18 protein-coding genes are annotated in these 22050 nt (G+C 44.2%); 11 read left to right on the plus strand and 7 right to left on the minus strand.

From position 1 onward, the window contains the following. The first annotated feature begins 171 nt into the window (after positions 1-171). The 3 genes from VPNCDNU1_RS20240 to VPNCDNU1_RS20250 all read left to right on the plus strand — a co-directional run bounded on the left by VPNCDNU1_RS20240 (position 172) and on the right by VPNCDNU1_RS20250 (position 1953). On the plus strand, positions 172-546 hold the full coding sequence (locus VPNCDNU1_RS20240; RefSeq protein ID WP_101110621.1) for a hypothetical protein: 375 nt from the start codon (positions 172-174) through the stop codon (positions 544-546). 115 nt (positions 547-661) lie between these two features. Next, on the plus strand, positions 662-1000 hold the full coding sequence (glnB, locus tag VPNCDNU1_RS20245) for a nitrogen regulatory protein P-II (protein ID WP_101110620.1): 339 nt from the start codon (positions 662-664) through the stop codon (positions 998-1000). 80 nt (positions 1001-1080) lie between these two features. Next, positions 1081-1953, plus strand: a complete 873-nt coding sequence (locus VPNCDNU1_RS20250) for an endonuclease/exonuclease/phosphatase family protein (protein ID WP_104402005.1) — start codon at positions 1081-1083, stop codon at positions 1951-1953. Here the strand turns inward: VPNCDNU1_RS20250 and VPNCDNU1_RS20255 are convergent. From VPNCDNU1_RS20255 to gloB, 3 genes are all read right to left on the minus strand, one after another. Then, a complete protein-coding gene (locus VPNCDNU1_RS20255) occupies positions 1912-2595 on the minus strand; it encodes a YIP1 family protein (protein WP_104402006.1) in 684 nt (227 codons plus the stop codon). The two genes, VPNCDNU1_RS20250 and VPNCDNU1_RS20255, sit on opposite strands and share 42 nt — an antisense overlap. Beyond that, on the minus strand, positions 2592-4166 hold the full coding sequence (locus VPNCDNU1_RS20260; protein ID WP_104402007.1) for a LysM peptidoglycan-binding domain-containing protein: 1575 nt from the start codon (positions 4164-4166) through the stop codon (positions 2592-2594). Before VPNCDNU1_RS20260 ends, VPNCDNU1_RS20255 begins: the two co-directional genes overlap by 4 nt. Before the next feature lie 71 nt (positions 4167-4237). Further along, positions 4238-4996, minus strand: coding sequence for a hydroxyacylglutathione hydrolase (gloB, locus tag VPNCDNU1_RS20265; RefSeq protein WP_104402008.1), 759 nt, complete (start codon positions 4994-4996; stop codon positions 4238-4240). Positions 4997-5035: 39 nt separating this feature from the next. Here gloB and VPNCDNU1_RS20270 point away from each other — a divergent pair, with 39 nt between their 5' ends. Beyond that, positions 5036-5779, plus strand: a complete 744-nt coding sequence (locus VPNCDNU1_RS20270; RefSeq protein WP_104402009.1) for a class I SAM-dependent methyltransferase — start codon at positions 5036-5038, stop codon at positions 5777-5779. A 39-nt stretch (positions 5780-5818) separates the two neighbouring features. On the opposite strand, the gene rnhA is transcribed toward VPNCDNU1_RS20270, so the two are convergent. Continuing rightward, the gene (gene rnhA, locus VPNCDNU1_RS20275; RefSeq protein ID WP_104402010.1) at positions 5819-6283 is read right to left on the minus strand and encodes a ribonuclease HI; all 465 of its coding nucleotides are present in this window, start codon (positions 6281-6283) and stop codon (positions 5819-5821) included. 64 nt (positions 6284-6347) lie between these two features. On the opposite strand from rnhA, the gene dnaQ reads away from it, so the two are divergent. Together dnaQ and VPNCDNU1_RS20285 are read left to right on the plus strand one after the other, a co-directional pair. Then, complete coding sequence (dnaQ, locus tag VPNCDNU1_RS20280) at positions 6348-7088, plus strand: DNA polymerase III subunit epsilon (protein WP_104402011.1); 741 nt, start codon at positions 6348-6350, stop codon at positions 7086-7088. Positions 7089-7096: 8 nt separating this feature from the next. Continuing rightward, positions 7097-8350, plus strand: a complete 1254-nt coding sequence (locus tag VPNCDNU1_RS20285) for a TIGR03503 family protein (protein WP_104402012.1) — start codon at positions 7097-7099, stop codon at positions 8348-8350. A 73-nt stretch (positions 8351-8423) separates the two neighbouring features. Here VPNCDNU1_RS20285 and VPNCDNU1_RS28870 read toward each other — a convergent pair whose 3' ends face one another. Next, positions 8424-10988, minus strand: coding sequence for a hemolysin (locus tag VPNCDNU1_RS28870; protein WP_104402013.1), 2565 nt, complete (start codon positions 10986-10988; stop codon positions 8424-8426). A 434-nt stretch (positions 10989-11422) separates the two neighbouring features. Continuing rightward, positions 11423-13870 (minus strand): acyl-CoA dehydrogenase FadE, encoded by a 2448-nt coding sequence (gene fadE / locus VPNCDNU1_RS20295; RefSeq protein WP_104402014.1) that lies wholly within the window; start codon positions 13868-13870, stop codon positions 11423-11425. A 360-nt stretch (positions 13871-14230) separates the two neighbouring features. On the opposite strand from fadE, the gene lpcA reads away from it, so the two are divergent. Both lpcA and VPNCDNU1_RS20305 read left to right on the plus strand, forming a co-directional pair. Continuing rightward, complete coding sequence (lpcA, locus tag VPNCDNU1_RS20300; protein ID WP_104402061.1) at positions 14231-14806, plus strand: D-sedoheptulose 7-phosphate isomerase; 576 nt, start codon at positions 14231-14233, stop codon at positions 14804-14806. A gap of 16 nt (positions 14807-14822) precedes the next feature. Next, positions 14823-15668, plus strand: a complete 846-nt coding sequence (locus tag VPNCDNU1_RS20305) for a class II glutamine amidotransferase (protein ID WP_104402015.1) — start codon at positions 14823-14825, stop codon at positions 15666-15668. A gap of 340 nt (positions 15669-16008) precedes the next feature. On the opposite strand, the gene VPNCDNU1_RS20310 is transcribed toward VPNCDNU1_RS20305, so the two are convergent. After that, on the minus strand, positions 16009-17217 hold the full coding sequence (locus VPNCDNU1_RS20310) for an alpha/beta hydrolase (protein ID WP_104402016.1): 1209 nt from the start codon (positions 17215-17217) through the stop codon (positions 16009-16011). Between the two features lie 311 nt (positions 17218-17528). On the opposite strand from VPNCDNU1_RS20310, the gene VPNCDNU1_RS20315 reads away from it, so the two are divergent. From VPNCDNU1_RS20315 to VPNCDNU1_RS20325, 3 genes are all read left to right on the plus strand, one after another. After that, on the plus strand, positions 17529-19838 hold the full coding sequence (locus VPNCDNU1_RS20315) for a bifunctional salicylyl-CoA 5-hydroxylase/oxidoreductase (RefSeq protein ID WP_104402017.1): 2310 nt from the start codon (positions 17529-17531) through the stop codon (positions 19836-19838). Between the two features lie 4 nt (positions 19839-19842). Then, positions 19843-20319, plus strand: coding sequence for a MarR family winged helix-turn-helix transcriptional regulator (locus VPNCDNU1_RS20320; RefSeq protein ID WP_201797142.1), 477 nt, complete (start codon positions 19843-19845; stop codon positions 20317-20319). A gap of 80 nt (positions 20320-20399) precedes the next feature. After that, positions 20400-22016 carry an AMP-binding protein gene (locus VPNCDNU1_RS20325; protein WP_104402018.1) on the plus strand — a complete coding sequence of 539 codons (1617 nt, stop codon included), beginning with the start codon at positions 20400-20402 and terminating at the stop codon, positions 22014-22016. Positions 22017-22050: the final 34 nt, after the last annotated feature.

Here is a 22050-nt window from a genome sequence, read left to right on the forward strand (position 1 = left end):
TTATTAATAAAAGACAAGGTATAAATAACTTAAGGCAATAGAAAGGAACTATATTCTTTCATTCTATTGTAAGGAGCTCATTTCGAACTAAACTGAAATGAGATGGTATCAAACTATACGGACATGAAGGTTACTATCGAAATACAATAACGGACAACAAGGAGTGTTGCCATGAATGTGAATTCGTCAGGACAAAAGCGCATTTCGACAGAACGCATTATAGCGCTGATTCTTATTGGCTATTTAGCTTTTCATTCACCTATCCTAACTCAAGCTCTTTCCCAAACTGTACTCAAGCTTATTCCAGCGACCATAATGGCACTAACCTATATTAGTGGGCTACTTGCCGTTGTCGGGTTATGGCGTCAAAGAACTTGGGGTTACCTACCTGTTCTCTTTTTTATTCCCTCGTTAACACTGTTTTCTGGCGTACTGTCGTTTGATGGTAGTGGGTTGTTATTCCAAGATTTTGTTCTCATGCTAGTAAACATAGGTGTATTCTTATTTGCTGCTTGGGGATTAATGCAGAAAATGGACGCAGCTTAGATATTTGCTAACTGCCAAATTTTGGTGGCATACAGCTAAGCGTGGGTGGCAGAACATAGCATCTTGAAATCACTTGGGTATAATGATCGGTAAACGAATACGTGAAGGGAAGACAATGAAAAAAATAGAAGCAATCATTAAGCCATTCAAGTTGGATGACGTTCGTGAAGCTCTGGCTGAAGTCGGTATCACAGGTATGACTGTATCTGAAGTAAAAGGATTTGGTCGTCAAAAAGGTCACACTGAACTATACCGTGGCGCTGAGTATATGGTTGATTTTCTGCCTAAAGTAAAGCTAGAAATAGTTGTCTCAGAAGATGTTGCTGATCAGTGTGTTGATACCATTATCGAAACGGCGCAGACGGGTAAAATTGGTGACGGTAAAATTTTCATCACGGATATTGAGCGTATTGTACGTATTCGTACTGGTGAAGAAGACGAAGACGCTATCTAAACCAAAATCAGTATTAAAGAAATGGAGCTTCGGCTCCATTTTTGTTTGAAGTATAGTCGCGGTAGGTTTTAGGAGAAAACATGAGGAAGTGGTTACTCAGTGTGGTCGCGAGCTGCTTTTGCTTCGTGGGTATTTACGCCATTTTATTCACTGTTCCGCAAAAGCCGGTACTCATTTCCCTTGATGCAACTAGCCAACGTACCGACCAATATTGCTATACCAATACGAACACCGCACCTTTAGATTCCAATGAGAGAATTCGTCTATTGGTGTGGAATATTTATAAACAAAATCGAGAAGGGTGGTCTGAAGCACTCGACCGCTTTTCGGAACACGCGAATTTAGTGCTACTGCAAGAAGCCAGCCTTAATGCTGAATTCGTTCAATGGCTGTCGAAGCACCAATGGGCAAGTAGCCACGTGAGCGCTTTTAAGCTTTTTGATAGCAGTGCTGGTGTTTTGAATCTCGCCCCTAACTTTCCCTTAAAAGCGTGCGCTTATACCCAAATAGAGCCATGGCTAAGATTGCCTAAATCGGCTTTATATTCCACTTACCCTTTGTCTAACGGCCAAACGCTGGCGGTCGTGAACATTCATGCGGTTAATTTCACTATTGGTACGACGGAGTTTGAAGCGCAGATAGACGCTTTAAAAGCAGCGGTTGAATCACACGAGGGACCAATGATCATTGCTGGTGATTTCAATACCTGGAGCGAAGAACGAACCTTGGAGCTGAAAGAAAGAATGGCAGCATTGGAAATGGCTGAAGCAAAGTTTTCACCAGATACAAGGCTAGCGTTTATTACGGGGTGGGCATTGGATCATGTGTATTACCGTGGATTAACGCTAGAAACAGCAGAGGCGCCGATTTCAGACGCCTCTGATCACAATCCAATGTGGGTCACGCTTAAGTTAATTAAACGCGGCAATACCGACGAGCATAGCAAAGAATAATAACCACGGAAGGATAGCAATCGCTAGCGCCTGTCCTTTATCAAACTCTGTCCAAGCCCCTAGAGCGGCATAGCCCAGTACAATGTACCAAGGTAGTAACAATGGGAAGGTGCTGGTAAAGATATACCAGTTATGATCAGGTGATAACTTGATTAGCCCATTCAAACTGTTCAGGTCTGCGGCGTAACTCACTATTTGTCCGTGATTAACCAAAAGGCTAATGTAGCTTGCTAGATCCCCTAAAACAGCTGGGAATAACATCACACAGCTTGCGGCCACCCACTTCCAATAACCCATTTTGTATTGGCTTTGCCTTGTTGCCAATGAAAACCAAAAACCTAAAAGCAAAACCGCAAAAATACGACCCATGACATCTAACAGCACCTCACCCGCTAAAAGCGTATCGCTGTTTAGCAAAGCTTGCTGGTCTTGTGGAATGGTCATGGTGGCGATGAGCTCGGACTTTAGCCATTCAAAATCGACGATATCGAAGTAGGCACCCCAAAATAGAAACGGCGTAATCAGCAGAACGATGAAAGGTTGCCATCCCCATATCCCTTTTTGGTAAAGAGCAGCAAAGCATTGAGTTGGTGAACGGAAAATGTCGACCAACATCACCAATGAATTTTTAGAGGGTGTCATGCACTTACCTTCGTTACGTCAACGTACAACTTCAATTTTTGACCCGGTTGTAAGTATTTGGATTTATTCAAGTCGTTCCACTTCATGATATCGCCTGTTTTTACTTTGAACTTGGAAGCAATACCACTGATGGTGTCTCCAGAACGTACCTTATAGAACACTGGGCGAATGATTGCGCCTTCATTGGAGTTTTTCCAAACAACCAGTTTCTGACCAATACGCAATGTATCGCGTGGTCCCATTCCATTCCATTTTGCGAGAGATTGATGTGAAACCTTGTGTTTTTTAGCAATCGACCAAAGGTTGTCGCCTGATACTACTGTATGGCTAAATTTGTATTTTCCACGAGCTTTGGATTGTGTTTTTGCTAATCGGTTGTCAGCACTTAGTGTGTAAATTGTGTCATTTTTTGTAGACGTTGGAATCATTAGGTTTTGACCGACCCAAATGCTTGTGCTTGAAAGCTCGTTCGCCGCTTGAATGACTTTTGTCGTTGTGCTGTATTTTTTCGCAAGCACGCTTAAAGTGTCACCCGATTTCACTTGGTGACGAACCAATTTCATACCTTTACCGCGATTTTGCGATATTTTTTGGTTGAACTGCTCTACTTTCTCAATAGGAATCAATAAGTGGTGCGGTCCTGATGGTGCCGTTGCCCACTGGTTGTAAGCTGGGTTATAGCCTTGAAGCTCAGCGACACTTAATCCTGCATAACTTGCTGCAATGGCTAGGTCCAATTGTTCTTTAGGGTTCACTTGCGCCAGTACGGGTTGGTTAGCAATAGCTGGGATATTGATGCCGTATTTTTCTTGGTTAGCGACGATGTCTGCTAGAGCAAGCAGTTTAGGTACGTACCCACTGGTTTCTTTTGGTAGAGACAGTGAAAAGAAATCGATAGGCTTATTCGCTTTCTTGTTCTTTCGGATGGCACTCGAAACTCTGCCGCCGCCACTATTGTATGCGGCAATGGCGTGATTCCAATTACCCTCAAAGCGTCGATTCAAGTTTTCTAAGTAGTTCAGAGCGGCATCGGTAGCCTCGGTAACATCACGTCTGCCATCGTACCAATAGTTTTGTTCAAGTCCGTACATTTTCCCAGTACCAGGAACAAACTGCCATAGACCCGCTGCACTGCCATGAGAGTAGGCAAATGGGTCAAATGAACTTTCTACTACGGGTAAGAGGGCGAGCTCCAAAGGTAAGCCGCGTTCTTCAATCTTTTCCGTAATTAAAAATAGAAAGGGCTCTGCTCTTTGTGCGACCGTTTGTAAATGTCGAGGGTGTTTTAAGTACCATGTACGATAGTAGTCCACGGTTTTATGGTCTGGGATAGGCATTTCAAGCTGCATGGCGATTCTTTGCCAAACATCTAGCTGGTTTTGAGGAGTGACTACCGGAGTTTCTTTGACCGAGGTGTTGCTCACAGGTTTGCTTGCCGACGGTGAAGAAGTAGAAGTAACCTTAGTCTCTTTTGGGTTACTTTCCGGTGATGTTTGATTGGGTGTTTCAGACGACGTTAGCTGACAACCTGTCAAAAATAACGCCAACACCCAACTGTACTGTACTCTCATTGATGCAGCCTTTTAATTAAATGGCTGCTGATAATACTTGTCTCCCTATCTAGGTGACAAGCATCAAATCGTTAAAATTCGTTCTTCCACTCACGAAGAGCCGAAAATACTGCAAGTGGTGACGTATCTTGAGTGCGATGAGACACTGCCTTGATCACACTTTCCTCTTGAAAGCGAAGAAACGGGTTTGTCCGCATTTCTTGGCTTATCGAGGTAGGGATAGTTGGCAAATTTTGCGCTCTTAGACGATTAACTTCATCGCGATAGATATGAAGTTCAGGGCTATCAGGTTCGACAGCGAGTGCAAAAGAAACATTGGATGAAGTATATTCATGGGCACAATACACTTTGGTTTCTTGAGCCAGAGCAGACAGTTTATTAAGTGATTCAAACATTTGAGCAAAGGTGCCTTCAAAGATTCGACCACAGCCCGCGGCGAACAAAACGTCACCACAGAACAATTTACCATCGCCGACGTAACCAATATGACCTAAAGTGTGTCCAGGTAGATCTAAAACGAGAAACCTCTCCCCAAATAGTTCGATTTGGTCGCCTTCTTTAACTGGCGTAGTTAGGGTAGGGATGGGTTCATCGGCAGGACCGACGACTTTACAATTAGGGAAAGCTCTTATGAGATCTGATACACCACCAATGTGATCGCCGTGGTGGTGTGTAATTAGAATGGCTTCCAGTTCAAGCTCATGAGTTTTTAGATGCTCCAAAACTGGAGACGCATCACCTGGGTCGACAACCGCACAACGCTGATCGTTATTTTGGATGAGCCAGATGTAATTGTCGCTAAATGCAGGTATGCTTTTGATGGTTAACATATTTGGAACTCCAGTCCCCAGATATTTAGACGGATTATTATGAAGCCAGCTCGCACATCACGCAAATTAGAACAGCCACATTCTTGGGAACAGCTCAAAAATGGGCAGTGGGTATCAGAAACTATCCAAATGAGGCTAGATGAATGGTGTCCCAAATTGTTTGGCTACCATATGCTAAAGCTTGGTGGCTTAAGTTGTGAGCTAGGCAGCTCTAACTGTAATATACAACACCAAGTTCTACTGGATGTCGAAAACCCACTCCATAACGTTATAGCCGATGCGTATGATCTGCCTTTTCTTGAAAAGAGTTTTGACGCAGTGCTGATGGCGCACCAGCTTGATTACTGTAATGACCCCCACCGATTACTGCGTGAAATAGACAGAGTAATGATTGACGATGGTTACTTAATATTAACAGGGTTTAATCCTATTAGCGTGACAGGGTTATCGAGTTTGATGCCATGGCGAAAGAACAACCTGCCATGGAGTGGGAGAATGTTCACCCCCAACCGAATTCGAGACTGGCTAGGGCTATTGAACTATCAGGTTGTTCATTTAGACAGTTACGCACTATTGCCATTTGAGCGTTATCAACCTTTGTGGACTTGGACAGAGAACGCATTGGGTAATTTAGCGAACCCATTTGGAAGCCTCTATTTTATCGTGGCTCGAAAGCGCACTTATCCACTTAAACCCATCAAGCCCCATTGGCGATTCAAACGTAATTTATCGCCAATAGGAGTGAATTATCGAGTGTCTTCTAGAGAAACTAAGTCGTCTTAGGCCATGGAAGTGTAACTAACCAGAACTTGGAATAAGAGGTTAACTAGGTTGGTAACCGGTATCTTCTTCGGTGGGTGCTTCAGCTGCAGTGCGGGCGAGCTCATCACATATTTCGTTTTCTCTATGACCAGCGTGCCCTTTTACCCAACGCCAATCTACATCATGACGAGCGGTTTCTTTGTCGAGTTCTTGCCATAAGTCGGCGTTTTTCACGGGCTTTTTGTCAGCTGTTTTCCATCCTCGCTTTTTCCAATTATGAATCCACTGAGTGATACCTTGTCTGACATACTGGCTGTCTGTAGTTAAAATCACATGACAGGGTTCTTTAAGCGACTTCAGCGCAACAACCGCTGCCATCATTTCCATGCGGTTATTTGTGGTGAGGTGGTATCCTTTAGAAAGGTTTTTTTCAGTTTGTTTGTATCTGAGTACAATGCCATAACCGCCTGGTCCGGGATTGCCAAGGCAGGAGCCATCTGTGAAAACTTCAACTTGTTTCGCCATGATTTGATACTATTACTTGATATTGCGAAATGAATTCATTGAACATAGTCTGACACATATCCTTATGAATACCAGCAACAATTCTGCGCACCAGAGAATCGTGGTGCTCGATACCGAAACAACCGGTATGAACCGAGAAACCGGCCCACATTACATGGGTCATCGCATCATTGAAATCGGTGCGGTAGAGATCATGAATCGTAAGCTCACTGGTCGACATTTTCATGTTTACTTGAAACCAGACATGTTAATCCAGCCGGATGCTATATTGGTTCATGGTATTACAGATGAATTTTTGGTTGATAAACCTGAATATCGAGACGTCCATAAAGAATTTCTAGAATTCATTGATGGTGCGGAGCTGGTGGCTCACAACGCGCCCTTCGATGTCGGCTTCATGGATCATGAATTCAAGATGCTCGACCCATCTATCGGGAAAACTGAGCAATACTGTAAAGTAACCGATACCCTTGCTATGGCGAAGAAAATCTTCCCAGGCAAACGAAATAACCTCGATATCTTGTGTGAGCGATACGGAATAGATAACTCTCACCGTACACTCCACGGGGCATTGCTCGATGCCGAAATCCTAGCGGACGTATACCTGTTAATGACAGGCGGTCAAACCACACTTAAATTTAATAGTGGAGACCAGAACAGCGACGGCACGGGAGAAGCGATCAAACGAGTAGCGACAGGCAGAAAGTCACTTAAAGTTATTCGTGCATCAGCCGATGAAATAGAAGCGCATGGTGCGCGTCTTGATATTGTAGAAAAAGCTGGCGCTTGCCTCTGGCGTCAATAGGAGAGTGTATGTGGCGGATTTTGATTCCCTTATTATTGGTGTTTGCAGCTGGTGTAAGCAGCGAAGAATCAGAATCCTCAATTCGACTCTTGGACAACCGCTTTAGGGTCGATCCGTCTATTTCTCAAGCTTCTTTTATTGTTTATCGCAAGCGAAACAGCCAATCTGTGGTGCTTGTAAGACCTGACGGCAAGAAATACTACGCTTGGAGCCACCCAGAAAATGTACGTTGGTACGAAGAATCAGGTATGGACATCATTTCAATTGATGACCCAATGCCAGGGCCGTGGCAAGCTGTCGGTAAAGTGCATCCTCGCAATAACATCAAAATTCTTTCAAATCTCAAGCTCAGTGTGGACCGTTTCCCACAGCGCCTTTATATGGGCGAGAGCACAAAATTTACTGCTCAGTTAAGACACGACAATAAGCCTCTGGTGCTAAGAGATTTCTTGGACAGGGTGAACCTTAAAGTCACTTTTACTAAGTATATCGAAAACGAAGCTTCACTCAGCTCAGATGCTAGACCAAAACCTCAAGTTATGGGGGAATTTGAAGACGATGGACAAGGGCTGGACGAATACCCCGGAGACGGTGTGTTCACCGTAGAATTGCCTATTCAAATTGAGCCTGGAAAATATCGAGCGCGCATCACATCTGGGAACGGAATATTTCTTCGCTCTATCGAACAGACTATTTTGGTGTATCCAACTCCATTGACGGCTGAATTTATGCAAGCGCGAAGTGAAACAATGAACCATTCCATTACCGTGACGGGCGAAGAAGGGGCAATCAAGCCTGGGTCCATTGCTGTCAGCATCGATCAAACGACACCTGAAGGCAAAGAAATGATCACCCAAGGGCAATCAGATGAAGATGGCTTGAAAGCGTATTTTGGTTTGCCTAACGCCGCCATGCCTGGTAAACACACTTGGTCGGGAATAGCTTTCGCAACAGAGGCAGCAACAGAGCGAGAACTGGTCTTTCGTTTTGCAGAACAGTCTTTCAGTGTGGTGGAAAAGGTAGATGTAGAAGCCTCCATGCAAGCGTTCAAGCAAGCTCAAGAAGAGAAACGCATGCTTGAAGAGCAAGCCATTCGTGAACAAGAGAGAGAAGATGATCGCTTCAAAGGCATGATGATCATTATGATCGGAAACATTATTGCGATTATTCTGGGAATTGTTGTTTGGTTTGTTGTTCGTAAGATTCGGATGAAGAAAGCGCAAATGCCAGAGATGCAGCTTTCAATGCCACCTAAAGGTTAGCCGTGAGATAGTTAGGGCATTGAGAATAAAGAAACGGGCTCGATTGAGCCCGTTTTTCGTTGAACTGTTTTAATTAGTTCAATTTTAGATTACGAATATCGAAGCCGTCGCTGATTGAGCTATAACCTTGTTGGTAAGACGGAATCTTATGAGTTCTGTCTACAAAGCGTATAGCGCGAAGCTTACAGCTTGAGTACTTGTCATCGTTAAACGTTTTGTTGATTTTATGGTTTGTGATCAGCAAGTTATCTGGGAAAGTGGTTTCCAATGTTTCCCAGTTAAGCACGGTTTCATTGTCCTGCTCACACGCAAGAAGTACTTTCGTCAAACCTTGCTCTGCGAATCGTTGGAAATCCCAGTTGTTACCTGTGAACTCATCCATCGACAAGGTTTTGTCTTGGATATCACAGCCCGAGTAAACACCATTGTATGCAAGATTCAGTGTTACAACACCGCCTTTACCTACAGAATAGTAATTCTTGTTGTGGAAGATATTTTGTGGAACGTAACGGAATGGTTCACTTTCCGCACGGTAACCCGGCTTGTTGACCACAAAGTTCCCTAAGTTTTCATCAATACTCAAATTACATGATTCAGGTGTAACTGTTGGCTTACCCGTAGACGTTAAACACTCTTTTTGAAGTTCAGGATCGTTCGGGTGGAACATCTGACATGCAACTTCAAATGGGTTTGCCATCGTTTCATCAGATATTACTTTGGTTACTAAGACACCGTATGAGTCTGGGTGACCAGTATCTCTTAGTGAAATAGGCGTAAAGAAGCGATCTGCGGTAAAGGTGATTTTGGCAGACTTAAACCCTTCATTCTGAGCTTCGCTTGATGCATACAGCTTATCAAAACTCACGTTACCGCCAGCAGTAAAGTTGCTGGTTAACTTGATGGTATCCCCTTTTCTGGCGATAAAGTCGTTCGTGAATGCCCAGTGGGTTGTTCCCCAAGCTATTCGACCAGTAGCCGGATCATAGTTGTTTGACACGCGAATCTGATAAACACGACCATGCTGACCTGTCGTCAAGTTAGTCGCGTTTTGGTAAGCGCGGGAATGTATGTAAGCGCCTTTGTTGAAAGCACCAAATGCAACCGCTAAACGCTGTTGAGTCGGGTCTAGAGACTGTGAGCCTTCAACGTTGTTCGAACCATTGTTGTCTTCAAGCAAGTTGTCGTCATCTTCCACTGAAACCGAGAAAGAATCCGAAGGCAGTGTGAAGGTGTAACCAGTTGGGCTACCATTTTGACCAATACCCGTATCAGACATATTGAACACCTGAGTCAGTGTGTATACGTCGTCTAATCCATTCACGGTAGGAAGAATAGGCAGGTATGAGGTGTGGCTATCGTGCTCAATTTCAGAAATACCGGAAACCGTAACGCTTTCAATATCACCAGCTGTTGTCGCGACTAATTCACGATATGCCTGATCTGGGTTTATGCTCGTGCTGTAGTTACGTTTTTGGTAATCCACATCCAACTCGTAGGTCGCACCAGGAACCGTCGGCAAGAAGCTTTCAATGATAACGGTTGAAGCTTGACGACCAGAGAAGTTCAGTGGGTAACTTGTTCCGTCAACATAAATTGAAGTACCGCGCTGACAGTGATAGTTGCCTGAGTCTAGTTCAGACGTATGCCCTGGGGCAAAATGCCTGCCGTACGTACGATGTGTACCCACTTCAAGTCTTGCTGGACAATACTCTTCAACAAGTTCGCGAATTTTGTCAACGCCAACACTGGTTTTCAATGTTTCGAAACTTTCATCACTCAATAGTTTGCGCAGAGTACGCTCAGTCCAACTCACTTGGAACAAGATTTCGCGTCCTTCAACAAACGTTGCCTTATCATCTTCAGTAACAGGTTGACCATTGTTGTCGAACTCAACCAGTCCCCAAGAGCCACGATCATACTGATCGGTAAAATCGTTGAAGTCTTGAATCAGCTGCTTATTCGCTGGAACGGTAGCACGAGATAAAACACGCATTGAACGTGGGTGAGAGAAATCAAGATTTCGTCCGTTATACGCACGAACATTCTTCATGTCTTCGTTGTTGGTGTCTTTAGTGAAAACCGCCAAACGATTGTAAGACAGGTTATCCCAGTCACTCAGCATGACAGCCAAGCCCTCGGGTGCGATCACATCCACTTGATGTCCACGAATGTAGTAAGGTAGCGAGTAGCCAGATCGTTGACCTGCCTTCAAGCAATATTCCGCGCCGGTTTGGCGGCTAACGATACATGCTTCGTCGGGTGTTGCTGTATTAACTACTCTCATTGAGCGAGGATTAGAGAAGTCGAGGTAGCGCCCATTACGGGCTAAAACGTGTTCCATCGCTTCGTTGTGAGTATGACGTTCGAAAACAGCAAGACGATTGTAAGAAAGGTTATCCCAGTCACTGAGCATGACACCTAGTCCTTCAGGTGCAATAACATCAACATCATGACCACGAATGTAAGATGGCAAGGAGTAGCCTGAACGCTGTCCAGCTTCTAAACAGTATTTTGCGCCTGTATCTCGGCTAACAATACACGCTTTCGCAGGTGCGGATGCGCTTGCTGTCGCATGGACTGGCGCTTGAATGCCCACACCTAATATTATGGTGGATAGCACTAATGGAGTTCTTAGCATTATTCTCTTCCCTCTGAGAGCTAATGAAATTAATAAACAACTTTCGTTTTTAAATGGATTTAATTTAAGTTCTTGCTTATTTAGATATTAATTATTGTTAAATTAGCGAGTTTAAATATTACCAACTCATTTAAAATTTGAATTGAGAATATAAGTGCTAACAAACTGACTATTTATTCAAACCAGTAAAACTTTTATTCAAACCAGTAAAAATTGGCTTGTGCGAATAGTTTGTAATTCGTATTGGTATGTAAATTTTTGTCGAAGTGATTCTGGATTATTTGGAGGAAGATCTCTATTGCCTTTTTGTACTATTTTTGAGACAGGTAATGTTTGTCTTAAGTTTGAGAGGGTTTTAAGGGAAGGCTAAGTAATTGTTTAGGTAAGTATTAGGCTAGGTCTCGCTAACCTAATACTTACCGGAGAGAAACGACCTACGCGACTTCGTCCATTTTGGATGGTAAATGAGGAGTAGCGGCAAGGGCGTGGAAGTCGAAATCATCCACGTTGATGGTTTCTAATCTGAGCTGTTCGGCCAATACCAATAAATTAGCCTCTTCTTGAGAAAGAATATTATTTTCAATTCCTATGTTTGCTATTTTATCCAGTTGCGTAAATGGTTTTCTTTTCTCTATAGCTTTACAGACTTTATTAAATAAAGGTTCTGCTTCTAAAATAATTTCTAACGCATACTCTAACTTACCCGCAGGGTTATTTTCTGTTGGTAATAAATATTGGTTACGACCGATTCTAGAACGTGTTTCACTTGGCACTTGAAGGATTGCAGCCACTTTATGATCTAAACTGTCTGAAGGTGACTTTCTAATTCGACCAAATGGCAGGATGATGACTCGAAGCATTTTTCCTAACCAAGGGCTTGGGAAATTTGCTAGGAATTCATCAATTGCGACTTCAGTTTGGATCAGGCTGTCTTGCATTCCCCAATCAAGCAACGGCAAATCTTCCGTTTTCTTCCCTTCGTTTTCAAAACGCTTTAACGTTGCGCTCGCCAAATAGAGCTGGCTTAGAATATCGCCTAAACGTGCGCTTAAGCGCTCTTTTCGTTTTAGTGAGCCACCCAGAACCGCCATAGAAATATCGGACAACAATGCCATATTCGCGCTGTAGCGATTAAGCTGCTGGTAGTAACGGCGAGTTTTATCGCTGGTAGGGCTGTCTGAACCTCTTCCATCCGTAACACCAAGCCAGAAGCTGCGTACTAAGTTGCTCATGGTAAACCCAATGTGCCCCATGAGCGCTTTATCAAACTTAGCTAACGCGTCTGATTGATCTGAATGAGCGGCATTCATCTCTTCTAAAACGTAAGGGTGACAACGAATCGCGCCCTGACCATAAATGATCATCGAACGTGTCAGAATGTTTGCGCCTTCAACCGTAACGGCGATGGGCGAACCTTGATAGCCACGAGCCAAAAAGTTGGATGGACCTAGGCAGATACCTTTGCCGCCGACAATATCCATGGCGTCGATGATGCTTTGTTGTCCGCGGTGGGTACAATGGTATTTCACGATAGCGGAAATAACTGATGGCTTTTGCCCCATGTCGATGCCCGCTACCGTTAGGCTGCTTGCGGCATCCATAACGTAAGCATTACCAGCAAGGCGCGCTAAAGGTTCTTCTATCCCTTCCATGTGACCAATAGGTTGCTTGAACTGGCGACGAATTCGAGCATACGCCCCAGTTGCTAACGCTGCTGTTTTGATGCCACCGGTTGAATTTGAAGGTAACGTAATACCACGGCCAACACTTAAGCACTCAACCAGCATACGCCAGCCTTGCCCAGCCATTTTAGGACCGCCGATAATGAAATCGAGTGGCACAAAGACATCGTTACCTTTGGTAGGGCCGTTCTGGAATGGAACATTCAATGGGAAATGCCTACGACCGATCTCAACACCATCAATATTGGTAGGGATCAACGCACAAGTAATACCAAGGTCTTGCTTTTTACCTAATAGCCCATCTGGGTCTTGCAGTTTGAATGCTAAACCCAAAACGGTGGCGACAGGAGCCAAAGTGATATAACGCTTATTCCATGTTAGGCGCATTCCCAACACTTCTTTTCCTTCCCATTCACCCTTGCAAACCACACCATAGTCAGGGATAGAACCTGCATCCGAGCCAGCTTCTGGGCTCGTCAAAGCAAAACAAGGGATCTCTTTACCGACAGCGAGTCTTGGCAAGTAATGGTTTTTTTGTTCTTCGGTTCCGTAGTGCTGAAGTAGTTCACCAGGACCTAAAGAGTTAGGTACGCCAACCGTGGAGGAAAGCACGCCTGACACGCCCGTGAGCTTTTGTAATACCAAAGATTGAGCATAGGCAGAAAATTCCAAACCGCCATATTGCTTTTTAATGATCATGGCGAAGAATTTGTTGTCTTTAAGGTATTGCCAAACTTCTTGAGGAAGATCGGCAAGTTCATGAGTGACCTGATGATCACTTGTCATCGCACACACTTCGTTCACCGGACCATCAATGAATTCTTGCTCTTCTTTTGTCAGAGTGGGCTTATTAATTGATTGAAGCTGGCGCCAATCTGGCTTACCTTTAAATAGCTCCGCTTCCCACCAAACGGTACCCGCATCCAATGCCTCTTTTTCTGTTTGAGACATGGCAGGAAGGACTTTTTTGAAGAACTTAAGCGCTTTGGCACTGAACAGAGGCTGTCTTACAGCCGGAATCGCAACGATGGCACTCAATACGATAAATACAATCCAACTTGTTCCGCCTGTCCAGCCAAGAACAGTTGTTCCGATTAGTGCGGCACCAATGATAAGTAGAGAAACAGCGAGCGACGTTCGATGATAGAGCACTAGCCCTACGGCTAGTACCAACGTAATTGTAGAGAGCAAGATATCCATAATTATTATCCTTTTAATTGGCAGTCTACTGCCTTATTCAGGTAAGAGGTCATACCAGTTAATGTAGATTGTAACTTAGATGTTACTGACTTGTAAAACTGTTATTTGTTCAAGATTTGATCGCGATCCGATGTGCGAGTAACCAGTTTTATTTCAAGCGACAAATTCTCACTACAATTGAGAGGATTCTGCTCTCTGCTATCGACACGAATTTAATAATCGGTAAAATTTAGGGGAAAGGTAATCGGAACTCCCGTACCTCGAATTGTTTGGGGATATGTACTCAAATTGCTTGAGTATAGGAAAGGGTTGGCTCTCCACATTGGAAGGCTGAAAGCAAACAACTATTCAGAGAAAACCATGTACCAAGACCTAATAAAAAATGAACTGCAAGAAGCTGCCGACGTACTGAACGCATTTTTAAGTGATGATGCAAACATCAAACAGATAGAAAGTGCAGCCAAATTAATCGCCGACTCTTTCAAACAAGGTGGCAAAGTGCTGTCATGTGGAAATGGGGGTTCGCATTGTGATGCAATGCATTTTGCTGAAGAATTAACAGGAAGATATCGTGAAAATCGCCCAGGCTACCCGGGTATCGCGATTTCAGACCCAAGCCACCTTTCTTGTGTAAGCAACGATTTCGGTTACGAATCGGTGTTTTCGCGTTATGTAGAAGCGGTAGGTTCAAAAGGCGACGTGTTGTTTGGTCTTTCAACGTCTGGTAATTCGGGCAATATTTTGAAAGCCATTGATGCTGCAAAAGCAAAAGGAATGAAAACCATCGCCTTAACGGGTAAAGATGGCGGAAAGATGGCTGGTTTAGCTGATATAGAAATCAGAGTACCTCATTTTGGTTACGCTGATCGAATCCAAGAAATTCATATAAAAATTATTCATATCGTTATTCAGCTTATCGAAAAAGAAATGGAATAAAGGAGTACCAGTACTTATGTGCGAATTGCTCGGAATGAGCGCCAATGTGCCAACAGACATTTGTTTTAGTTTTACAGGGCTGATGCAAAGAGGCGGAAATACGGGACCACACCGTGATGGGTGGGGAATCACGTTTTACGAAGGGAAAGGGTTTAGGACGTTTAAGGACCCAAACCCGAGCTGCAAGTCTAAAATTGCTGAACTGGTGCAGAATTATCCGATCAAAAGTAAAGCCGTCATTAGCCATATTCGGCAAGCCAACCGAGGGGGAGTGAACTTAGAAAATACTCACCCTTTTACTAGAGAGCTTTGGGGGCGTTACTGGACCTTTGCACACAATGGGCAATTGAGTGGATACGACAAATTAAAAACAGGATTCATTCGACCTGTTGGGCAAACAGACAGTGAATTGTCATTTTGTTGGTTACTCAATCGCTTGCAAGACCGTTATCCAGAACCACCACAAGACATGGTTGGCATGTTTAAGTTTGTAGCAGAGTGCTGCGATGAACTGAGAGAGCTTGGCGTGTTTAACATGTTACTCAGTGATGGTGAGTATGTGATGACCTATTGCACGAATCACCTGTATTGGATAACAAGACGCGCACCGTTTGGTAAAGCAAGCCTTATCGATGAAGATGTCACCATTGATTTTCAGAAAGAAACGACACCAAATGATGTTGTTTCTGTCATCGCAACTCAGCCGTTAACCGACAATGAGGCTTGGCACCGTATGAAGCCAGGGGAATTTAATATTTTCCATTTTGGTGAAAGCATTGACGGAAATCACGGTGAGCTTGAGCACGTCCTGTTCGCAGAAGCGAAACCAAAATCGCAGGCTCCGACAGAACCATTAGAGTAATCGATTTTAAATCCCATTATACCCAAGTAACCTCAAGATGCTTGGTTCAGCGAGATTGAACTGGCTTTCAGACAAGGCACCGATATGAAGATCTAGTCATTCTAAATCAAGAATCGGTAACGCAGTATGAAAGCCAGTTAAACTCGCCCTTGGGAGCCCATATTCTGCCCCATTTCATCGTCAAAGAACTTGGAAAGGACCCGTCATTCCACTGCGTTCTTCTCCTTGAACTGGAACAGACTATGAGGCTCTGAACCCTGTATCTTGAGGTCACTTGGGTATAACCCAGTGGGATTTTTTATCTCTTCTCCACTTCTCTTATTTTCATTATTTTCTTCTTCTATTTTTTACTATTCATAATCAATTCCAAACAATCAAAGAAGGTTTGAGTAGACTCGGAATAGAACTCATCAACGGCAGAGAAGTGATTTTTATTCGGTAGCACTACCTTGCTGCCGACCATGCCGTTTGAATGTATGTATTCCAGAAAAATATCGGTTTGTCTTTGAAATTCATCACTTTCATTTTTTCCTACATAAAGGTGGAAATTGACGGGTTCAACAGCGCCGCAATGAATAGGGCTTGTGTCTTTTAACTGTGTTAGATCGAGCTTCAACCGATCGCGCATAACGATAGATAATGGCTCCAAATCGTAGAGACCTGAAAAGCAAATAACGGTTTGAAAAATATTGCGAGGCATCGCGGGATCGAGCATCGACCAATTAGTCAGCCCCATCATTGCAGCAAGGTGCGCGCCTGCGGAGTGACCAGCAACAGTTATCGCATGTGGGTCGATACCATGCTCGTCTGCTGCGAGAAATAAAGCGCGAATACCTTTCCGACACGATTCTATGATCTCACTCATAGGAACATCTGGGGCTTGGGGGTAGTTTAAGTTTGCTACGGCAACACCGGATTCAGTAAAAGAGTTGGCGACTTTGACGTAGATTTCTTTGTCCGTGTACTGCCAATAGCCCCCGTGGATATGGATTAGCAAGGGCAATTTCTTGTTTCGTTGCTTTGGGGTAAAAAGATCCAATGAATGGTGATAGGGAGAGTCGCCGAACACCATTTCTGTTTTGTCACAATCAGGTGAGGGCTGGGTATTGACCCAATTGCGAATGATTTTTGGTGCATCTGGGGCGGTTAAAAAAGTGTAGTACTGATCAAAGAGGGCTGTTTTTGTGTACCCCTGATACACAACCTCTTCAGATAGAGGTTCTCGTACAATCGCGGCTTCTAACGCAACCATTTCGTGTTCAATTATTGCTACCTCACCAATATTTCCTGCTAGCTTGAATCTGAGCAGCTTATCTATTTCGTCCGCATTGTTATGGAAATCATCGAGTGATTTTACAAAAATCGTTAACGTCTTGATGGATGAACGGTTCACGCCATAGGATTGAAATTTTTCATTAATTTTAGTTGCAAGAATGTCAAGGGTTTCGATTGTATTCTTAAAATTTTCTTCTGATGCGTACTCTATGAAAAGTTCATTATTTTCAATGTTTTCTGTCGATATTTTATTATTTAAAGATGTGATTTTCATAGCTGCTCTCCTTGCATTTTAGTATGGCTTACTATCAAGCTATTAGGCAAAAAGAGCCTAAGTTTACTGTTGTAGTGAAATGCATCTCTTATGCATTGGAAATCCCCATATGCACCTAAGATCCCTGCGATTTTTTTTCGAAATTTCTCAATACCTCTAAAGTCCTTGATTGGAAATATAATTCTTTAAATTCTATAAAAACAGCATAACAACACAGATCACATTTACTTTAAGTGTATATATTTTAAACTTGAAGTATTTTTCTTGATTGTATACTTTTTGATCAATTCATCAAGGCAAGGAGCACGAAAATGAGAGTCGCTTGTATCGGAGGTGGACCAGGAGGTCTGTATTTCGCAATATCAATGAAACTGCGCAACCCTGAATCAGAAGTGGTCATTTTTGAGCGACACCGTGCTGATGACACATTTGGTTGGGGGGTCGTATTTTCAGCTGAAACACTCGATAACTTTGCACAAAATGACCCACTAAGTGCAGAAGCAATAAGGGATAATTTTGCTTATTGGGATGATATTGCGCTCGTTCGAAACGACGAGAAAATTGTTTCCACTGGGCATGGGTTTTGTGGAATAGGACGCTTAAGGCTACTCAACATTTTGCAAAAACGAGCGGAAGAGCTTGGTATTGAAATTCGTTATGCCACCGAATCACGCCCTGCCGAAGAGTTAGCGAAAGAATACGATCTTGTTGTGGCTTCCGATGGTTTGAACTCCAAAACAAGACAAGCGCACGAAGCGGAATTCAAACCTAATGTGGAAATGAGACCATGCAAGTTTGTTTGGCTAGGGACCCCACAAAAGTTTGATGATGCGTTCACATTCATTTTTGTGGAAACCGATAAAGGCTGGGTTTGGGCACACGCCTATCAGTTTGACGATGAGATGGCGACGTTCATTGTTGAGTGCGATGAAGAGACATGGCAAAACTATGGATTTGGGGAGTTGAGCCAACAAGAATCTATCGAAGTTTGTCAGGAAATTTTCAAAGACCACCTATCCGGTCAGCCTCTCATTACCAATGCCAACCACATTCGAGGTTCTGCTTGGATCAACTTCCCTCGTTTACTGTGTGAGAAATGGAGCTTTAACAATATTGTCTTAATGGGGGATGCCTCTGCGTCGGCGCATTTTTCCATTGGTTCCGGTACGAAACTGGCGATGGAAAGTGCCATTGCCCTAGCAACTTATTTGAATCAAGAAGGCTCCATCCAAGATGCGTTCCAGTTGTATGAAAGTGAACGTCGAGAACAAGTACTTAGGATTCAGTCGGCCGCAATCAATTCATTAGAATGGTTTGAACACGTTCATCGTTATTTGGGATTTGATTTAGAGCAATTCAACTACGCCATGTTGACTCGCTCACAGCGAATTGGGCATGAAAATCTGAGAATGAGAGATCCAAATTGGCTTGCCGATGCAGAAGCTTGGTTTTGCAAACAGGCTGGTGGCACCGATTCAGATTGTGTTCGCTCCCCGATGTTTACCCCGTTTTCTCTGCGTGACTTGGAATTGGTGAATCGTGTTGTGGTTTCTCCCATTGCTCAATACAAAAGCATCGAAGGGCATATTAGCGATTGGCACTTGATTCATTACGGTGAGAGAGCAAAAGGCGGCGCTGGGTTGGTGTGCACAGAAATGGTGTCGGTGTCTGAAGAGGGACGCCCCACACTCGGTTGCGCTGGGCTTTATCACGACTCTCAGATCGAAGGTTGGAACAGGGTTAACCGATTTGTGCATAAAGAAACTCAAGCGGCAACCTGCTGTCAGCTAGGTCATGCGGGCGCTCGCGCTTCGACTCAATTACCTTGGGAAGCCGAGAACCAGCCATTGAACTCAGGAGGCTGGCCGCTGAAATCCGCTTCTAATGTACCGTGGTCGCCTAGCAGTGAAACGCCAGAACCGCTTTCCGAATACGACATGGATATTGTGTGTGAGCAGTTTGTTATTGCCGCGAGAAGGGCGGAACGTGCTGGATTCGACATGCTGGAAATTCACGCGGGTCATGGTGGTTTATTAGCGTCATTCATATCGCCGCTAACCAACGTACGAGAGGATCAATTCGGTAGCCAATCACTTGCAAATCGGATGAAATTTCCACTTCGAGTGGTCACAGCAGTTAGACAAGCGTGGCCAAGGAAGAAACCGATGTCTGTTCGCATTTCTGCCAGTGACTGGGTTGGCGACAAGGGGGTGACACCTGATGAAGCCGTGGACATTTCCGCCATGCTTAAACAAGTAGGCGTTGATATCATTGTGGTTTCATCCGGTGAAACCACGTCTTCAGTCGCGCCAAGGTACGGCCGCCTTTACCAAACGCCTTTTGCCGATCAAATACGCAATGAAGCGGATATCAGTACCATGGCCGTCGGGAATATCTACGAAGCTGACCATGTGAATTCCATCTTGCTCGCAGGTCGTGCCGATCTCGTTGCAATAGGTCGACCCCACTTATCAGACCCTTACTGGACGAATAGGCAAGCCGCGCTCATACAAGATAAAGAGCAGGCATGGCCAAGCCCATATCAATCAGGTAAAGAACAGCTCCAGCATTTAGTAAACAGAGAATTAGCAAACACAGATTTGCCAAACAGAGAGTCTTAAGCGCATGAGTGAATTGAAAAAATCAATAATGAATACCGATGAGCAAAAATCTAAGTCGCGTCTTCGGTTATGGCTCAGAATCCTCGGCGTCAGCCAAACTGTTCAGTCGGAACTTCGGCAGAATTTTCGAGTTGAGTTCAACTCGACACTTCCTCGGTTTGATGTGCTAGCAACGCTGGCACGTTACGAAGAAGGGATGAAAATGAGCGACTTATCCAAAGCGTTGCGCGTTTCTGGCGGCAATGTGACGGGCATTATCGATAGGCTGATAGAAGACGAGTTCGTCGAAAGAGCTGTAATGCCAAACGATCGCAGAGCCTCTTGTGTGTCGTTAACGGAGTTGGGTCGTAAAGAATTTGAAGTTCAAGCGAAAGCCCATGAAACGTGGGTGAACGACCTTTTGATTTCATTGGATGACGAGTCGCTCGACACACTGTGCCAGCAACTCGACGATATTATTCATCATACCGTCAAAGATTAGGGCAATAGAACCCTATTATCTGTCGATTATTGACAGAGCGATTGATGCAATGTCTATATAACGCGTAGTGAGGGAAAACTATGTTAGGACCAACCGCACATGTCGATCCGTTTACACGGAACAATCTGCCACCTGCTGAGAAGTGGCCAGAATTGCTGTATACGGAATCGCGCTACCCAGAATACCTCAATGTCGCCGAAGAACTGACCGACAAAATGGTCGCAATCGGGTTCGGCGACCATACCGCTCTTATCGGGAATGGGCGCAGACGAACCTACAAAGAGCTATTGGATTGGAGTAACCGGATCGCGAATGTTCTGGTTGAGGATTTAGGGCTCGTTCCTGGGAACAGAGTGTTGATCCGTTCAGCGAATAATCCAGCGTTTGTCGCATGTTGGTTAGCTGTCACTAAAGCGGGAGGCGTTGCGGTCAATACAATGCCGATGCTAAGAGCATCCGAGCTGGCTCAAATCGTTGAAAAAGCCGAAATAAAGTATTCATTATGCGACTCTCGGTTAATGGATGAACTTGAAAAGTGCCAAGAATCCAGCCCATGTTTGGAGCATGTTGTTGGATTCGATGGGAGCTCAAATTTTGATGCACAGCTCGACAGAATGGCATTAGAAAAATCGGTGAAATTTAGCCCAGTAAAAACAGGGCGAGACGATGTTGCCTTGCTCGCTTTCACGTCTGGCACCACAGGTAAACCCAAAGCGACCATGCATTTCCATAGAGATTTGCTTCTGATAGCGGATGGCTATGCAAGGGAAGTGTTGCAAGTATCACCCGACGACATTGTGGTGGGATCCCCACCGTTAGCTTTTACTTTTGGATTGGGGGGATTGGCAATATTCCCGTTGCGTTTCGGTGCATCAAGCATCCTGTTAGAAAATGCGTCTCCCACTAACATCATTGAAATCATTGATAAGTACAAAGCAACGATTTGCTTTACGGCACCAACTGCGTATCGAGTGATGTTGAAAGGCATGGAAGAAGACGCGGATCTGTCTTCGTTAAGGGTGGCTGTGTCTGCTGGTGAAACGCTTCCGGCTCCTATTTATAAAGAATGGTTTGAGAAAACCAAAAAGCCGCTGCTCGATGGAATAGGCGCAACAGAAATGTTGCACATATTTATTTCTAATCGCCTAGACGATCATGCCCCAGGTTCAACAGGAAAGCCCATCTCAGGATACGAAGCCAAAATCGTGAACGAGAAGGGTGAAGAGTCCGCGGTGGGCGAAGTGGGGAGGCTCATGGTTCGCGGCCCAACAGGATGTCGATACCTCAATGATCCTCGCCAACATGATTACGTCTCTTCAGGTTGGAATATAACGGGAGATGCCTTCTACAAAGACGAACAAGGCTTCTTTCACTTCGTTTCTCGTAACGACGAAATGATCGTTTCTTCTGGCTATAACATCGCTGGACCAGAAGTGGAATCGGCGCTCCTTAGCCATCCCTATGTAAAAGAATGCGCTGTGATTGGCACAAAAGATGATGCGCGAGGCATGATTGTTCAAGCTCATATTGTATTAGCAGAAAATACAGAGCCTTCAGATCAGACCATTAAAGAACTACAAGACTACGTCAAAAATACCATCGCCCCATTCAAATACCCAAGATCCATAAAATTTATTGAAGAGTTACCAAAGACAAAGACAGGGAAAGTGCAAAAACACAAGCTAACGAGCGTTTAAGTTGGCTTAACTAATTTAATTAAGTAGGCAAATA

It is taken from the genome of Vibrio penaeicida, assembly GCF_002933855.1.
Lineage (GTDB): Bacteria > Pseudomonadota > Gammaproteobacteria > Enterobacterales > Vibrionaceae > Vibrio > Vibrio penaeicida_A.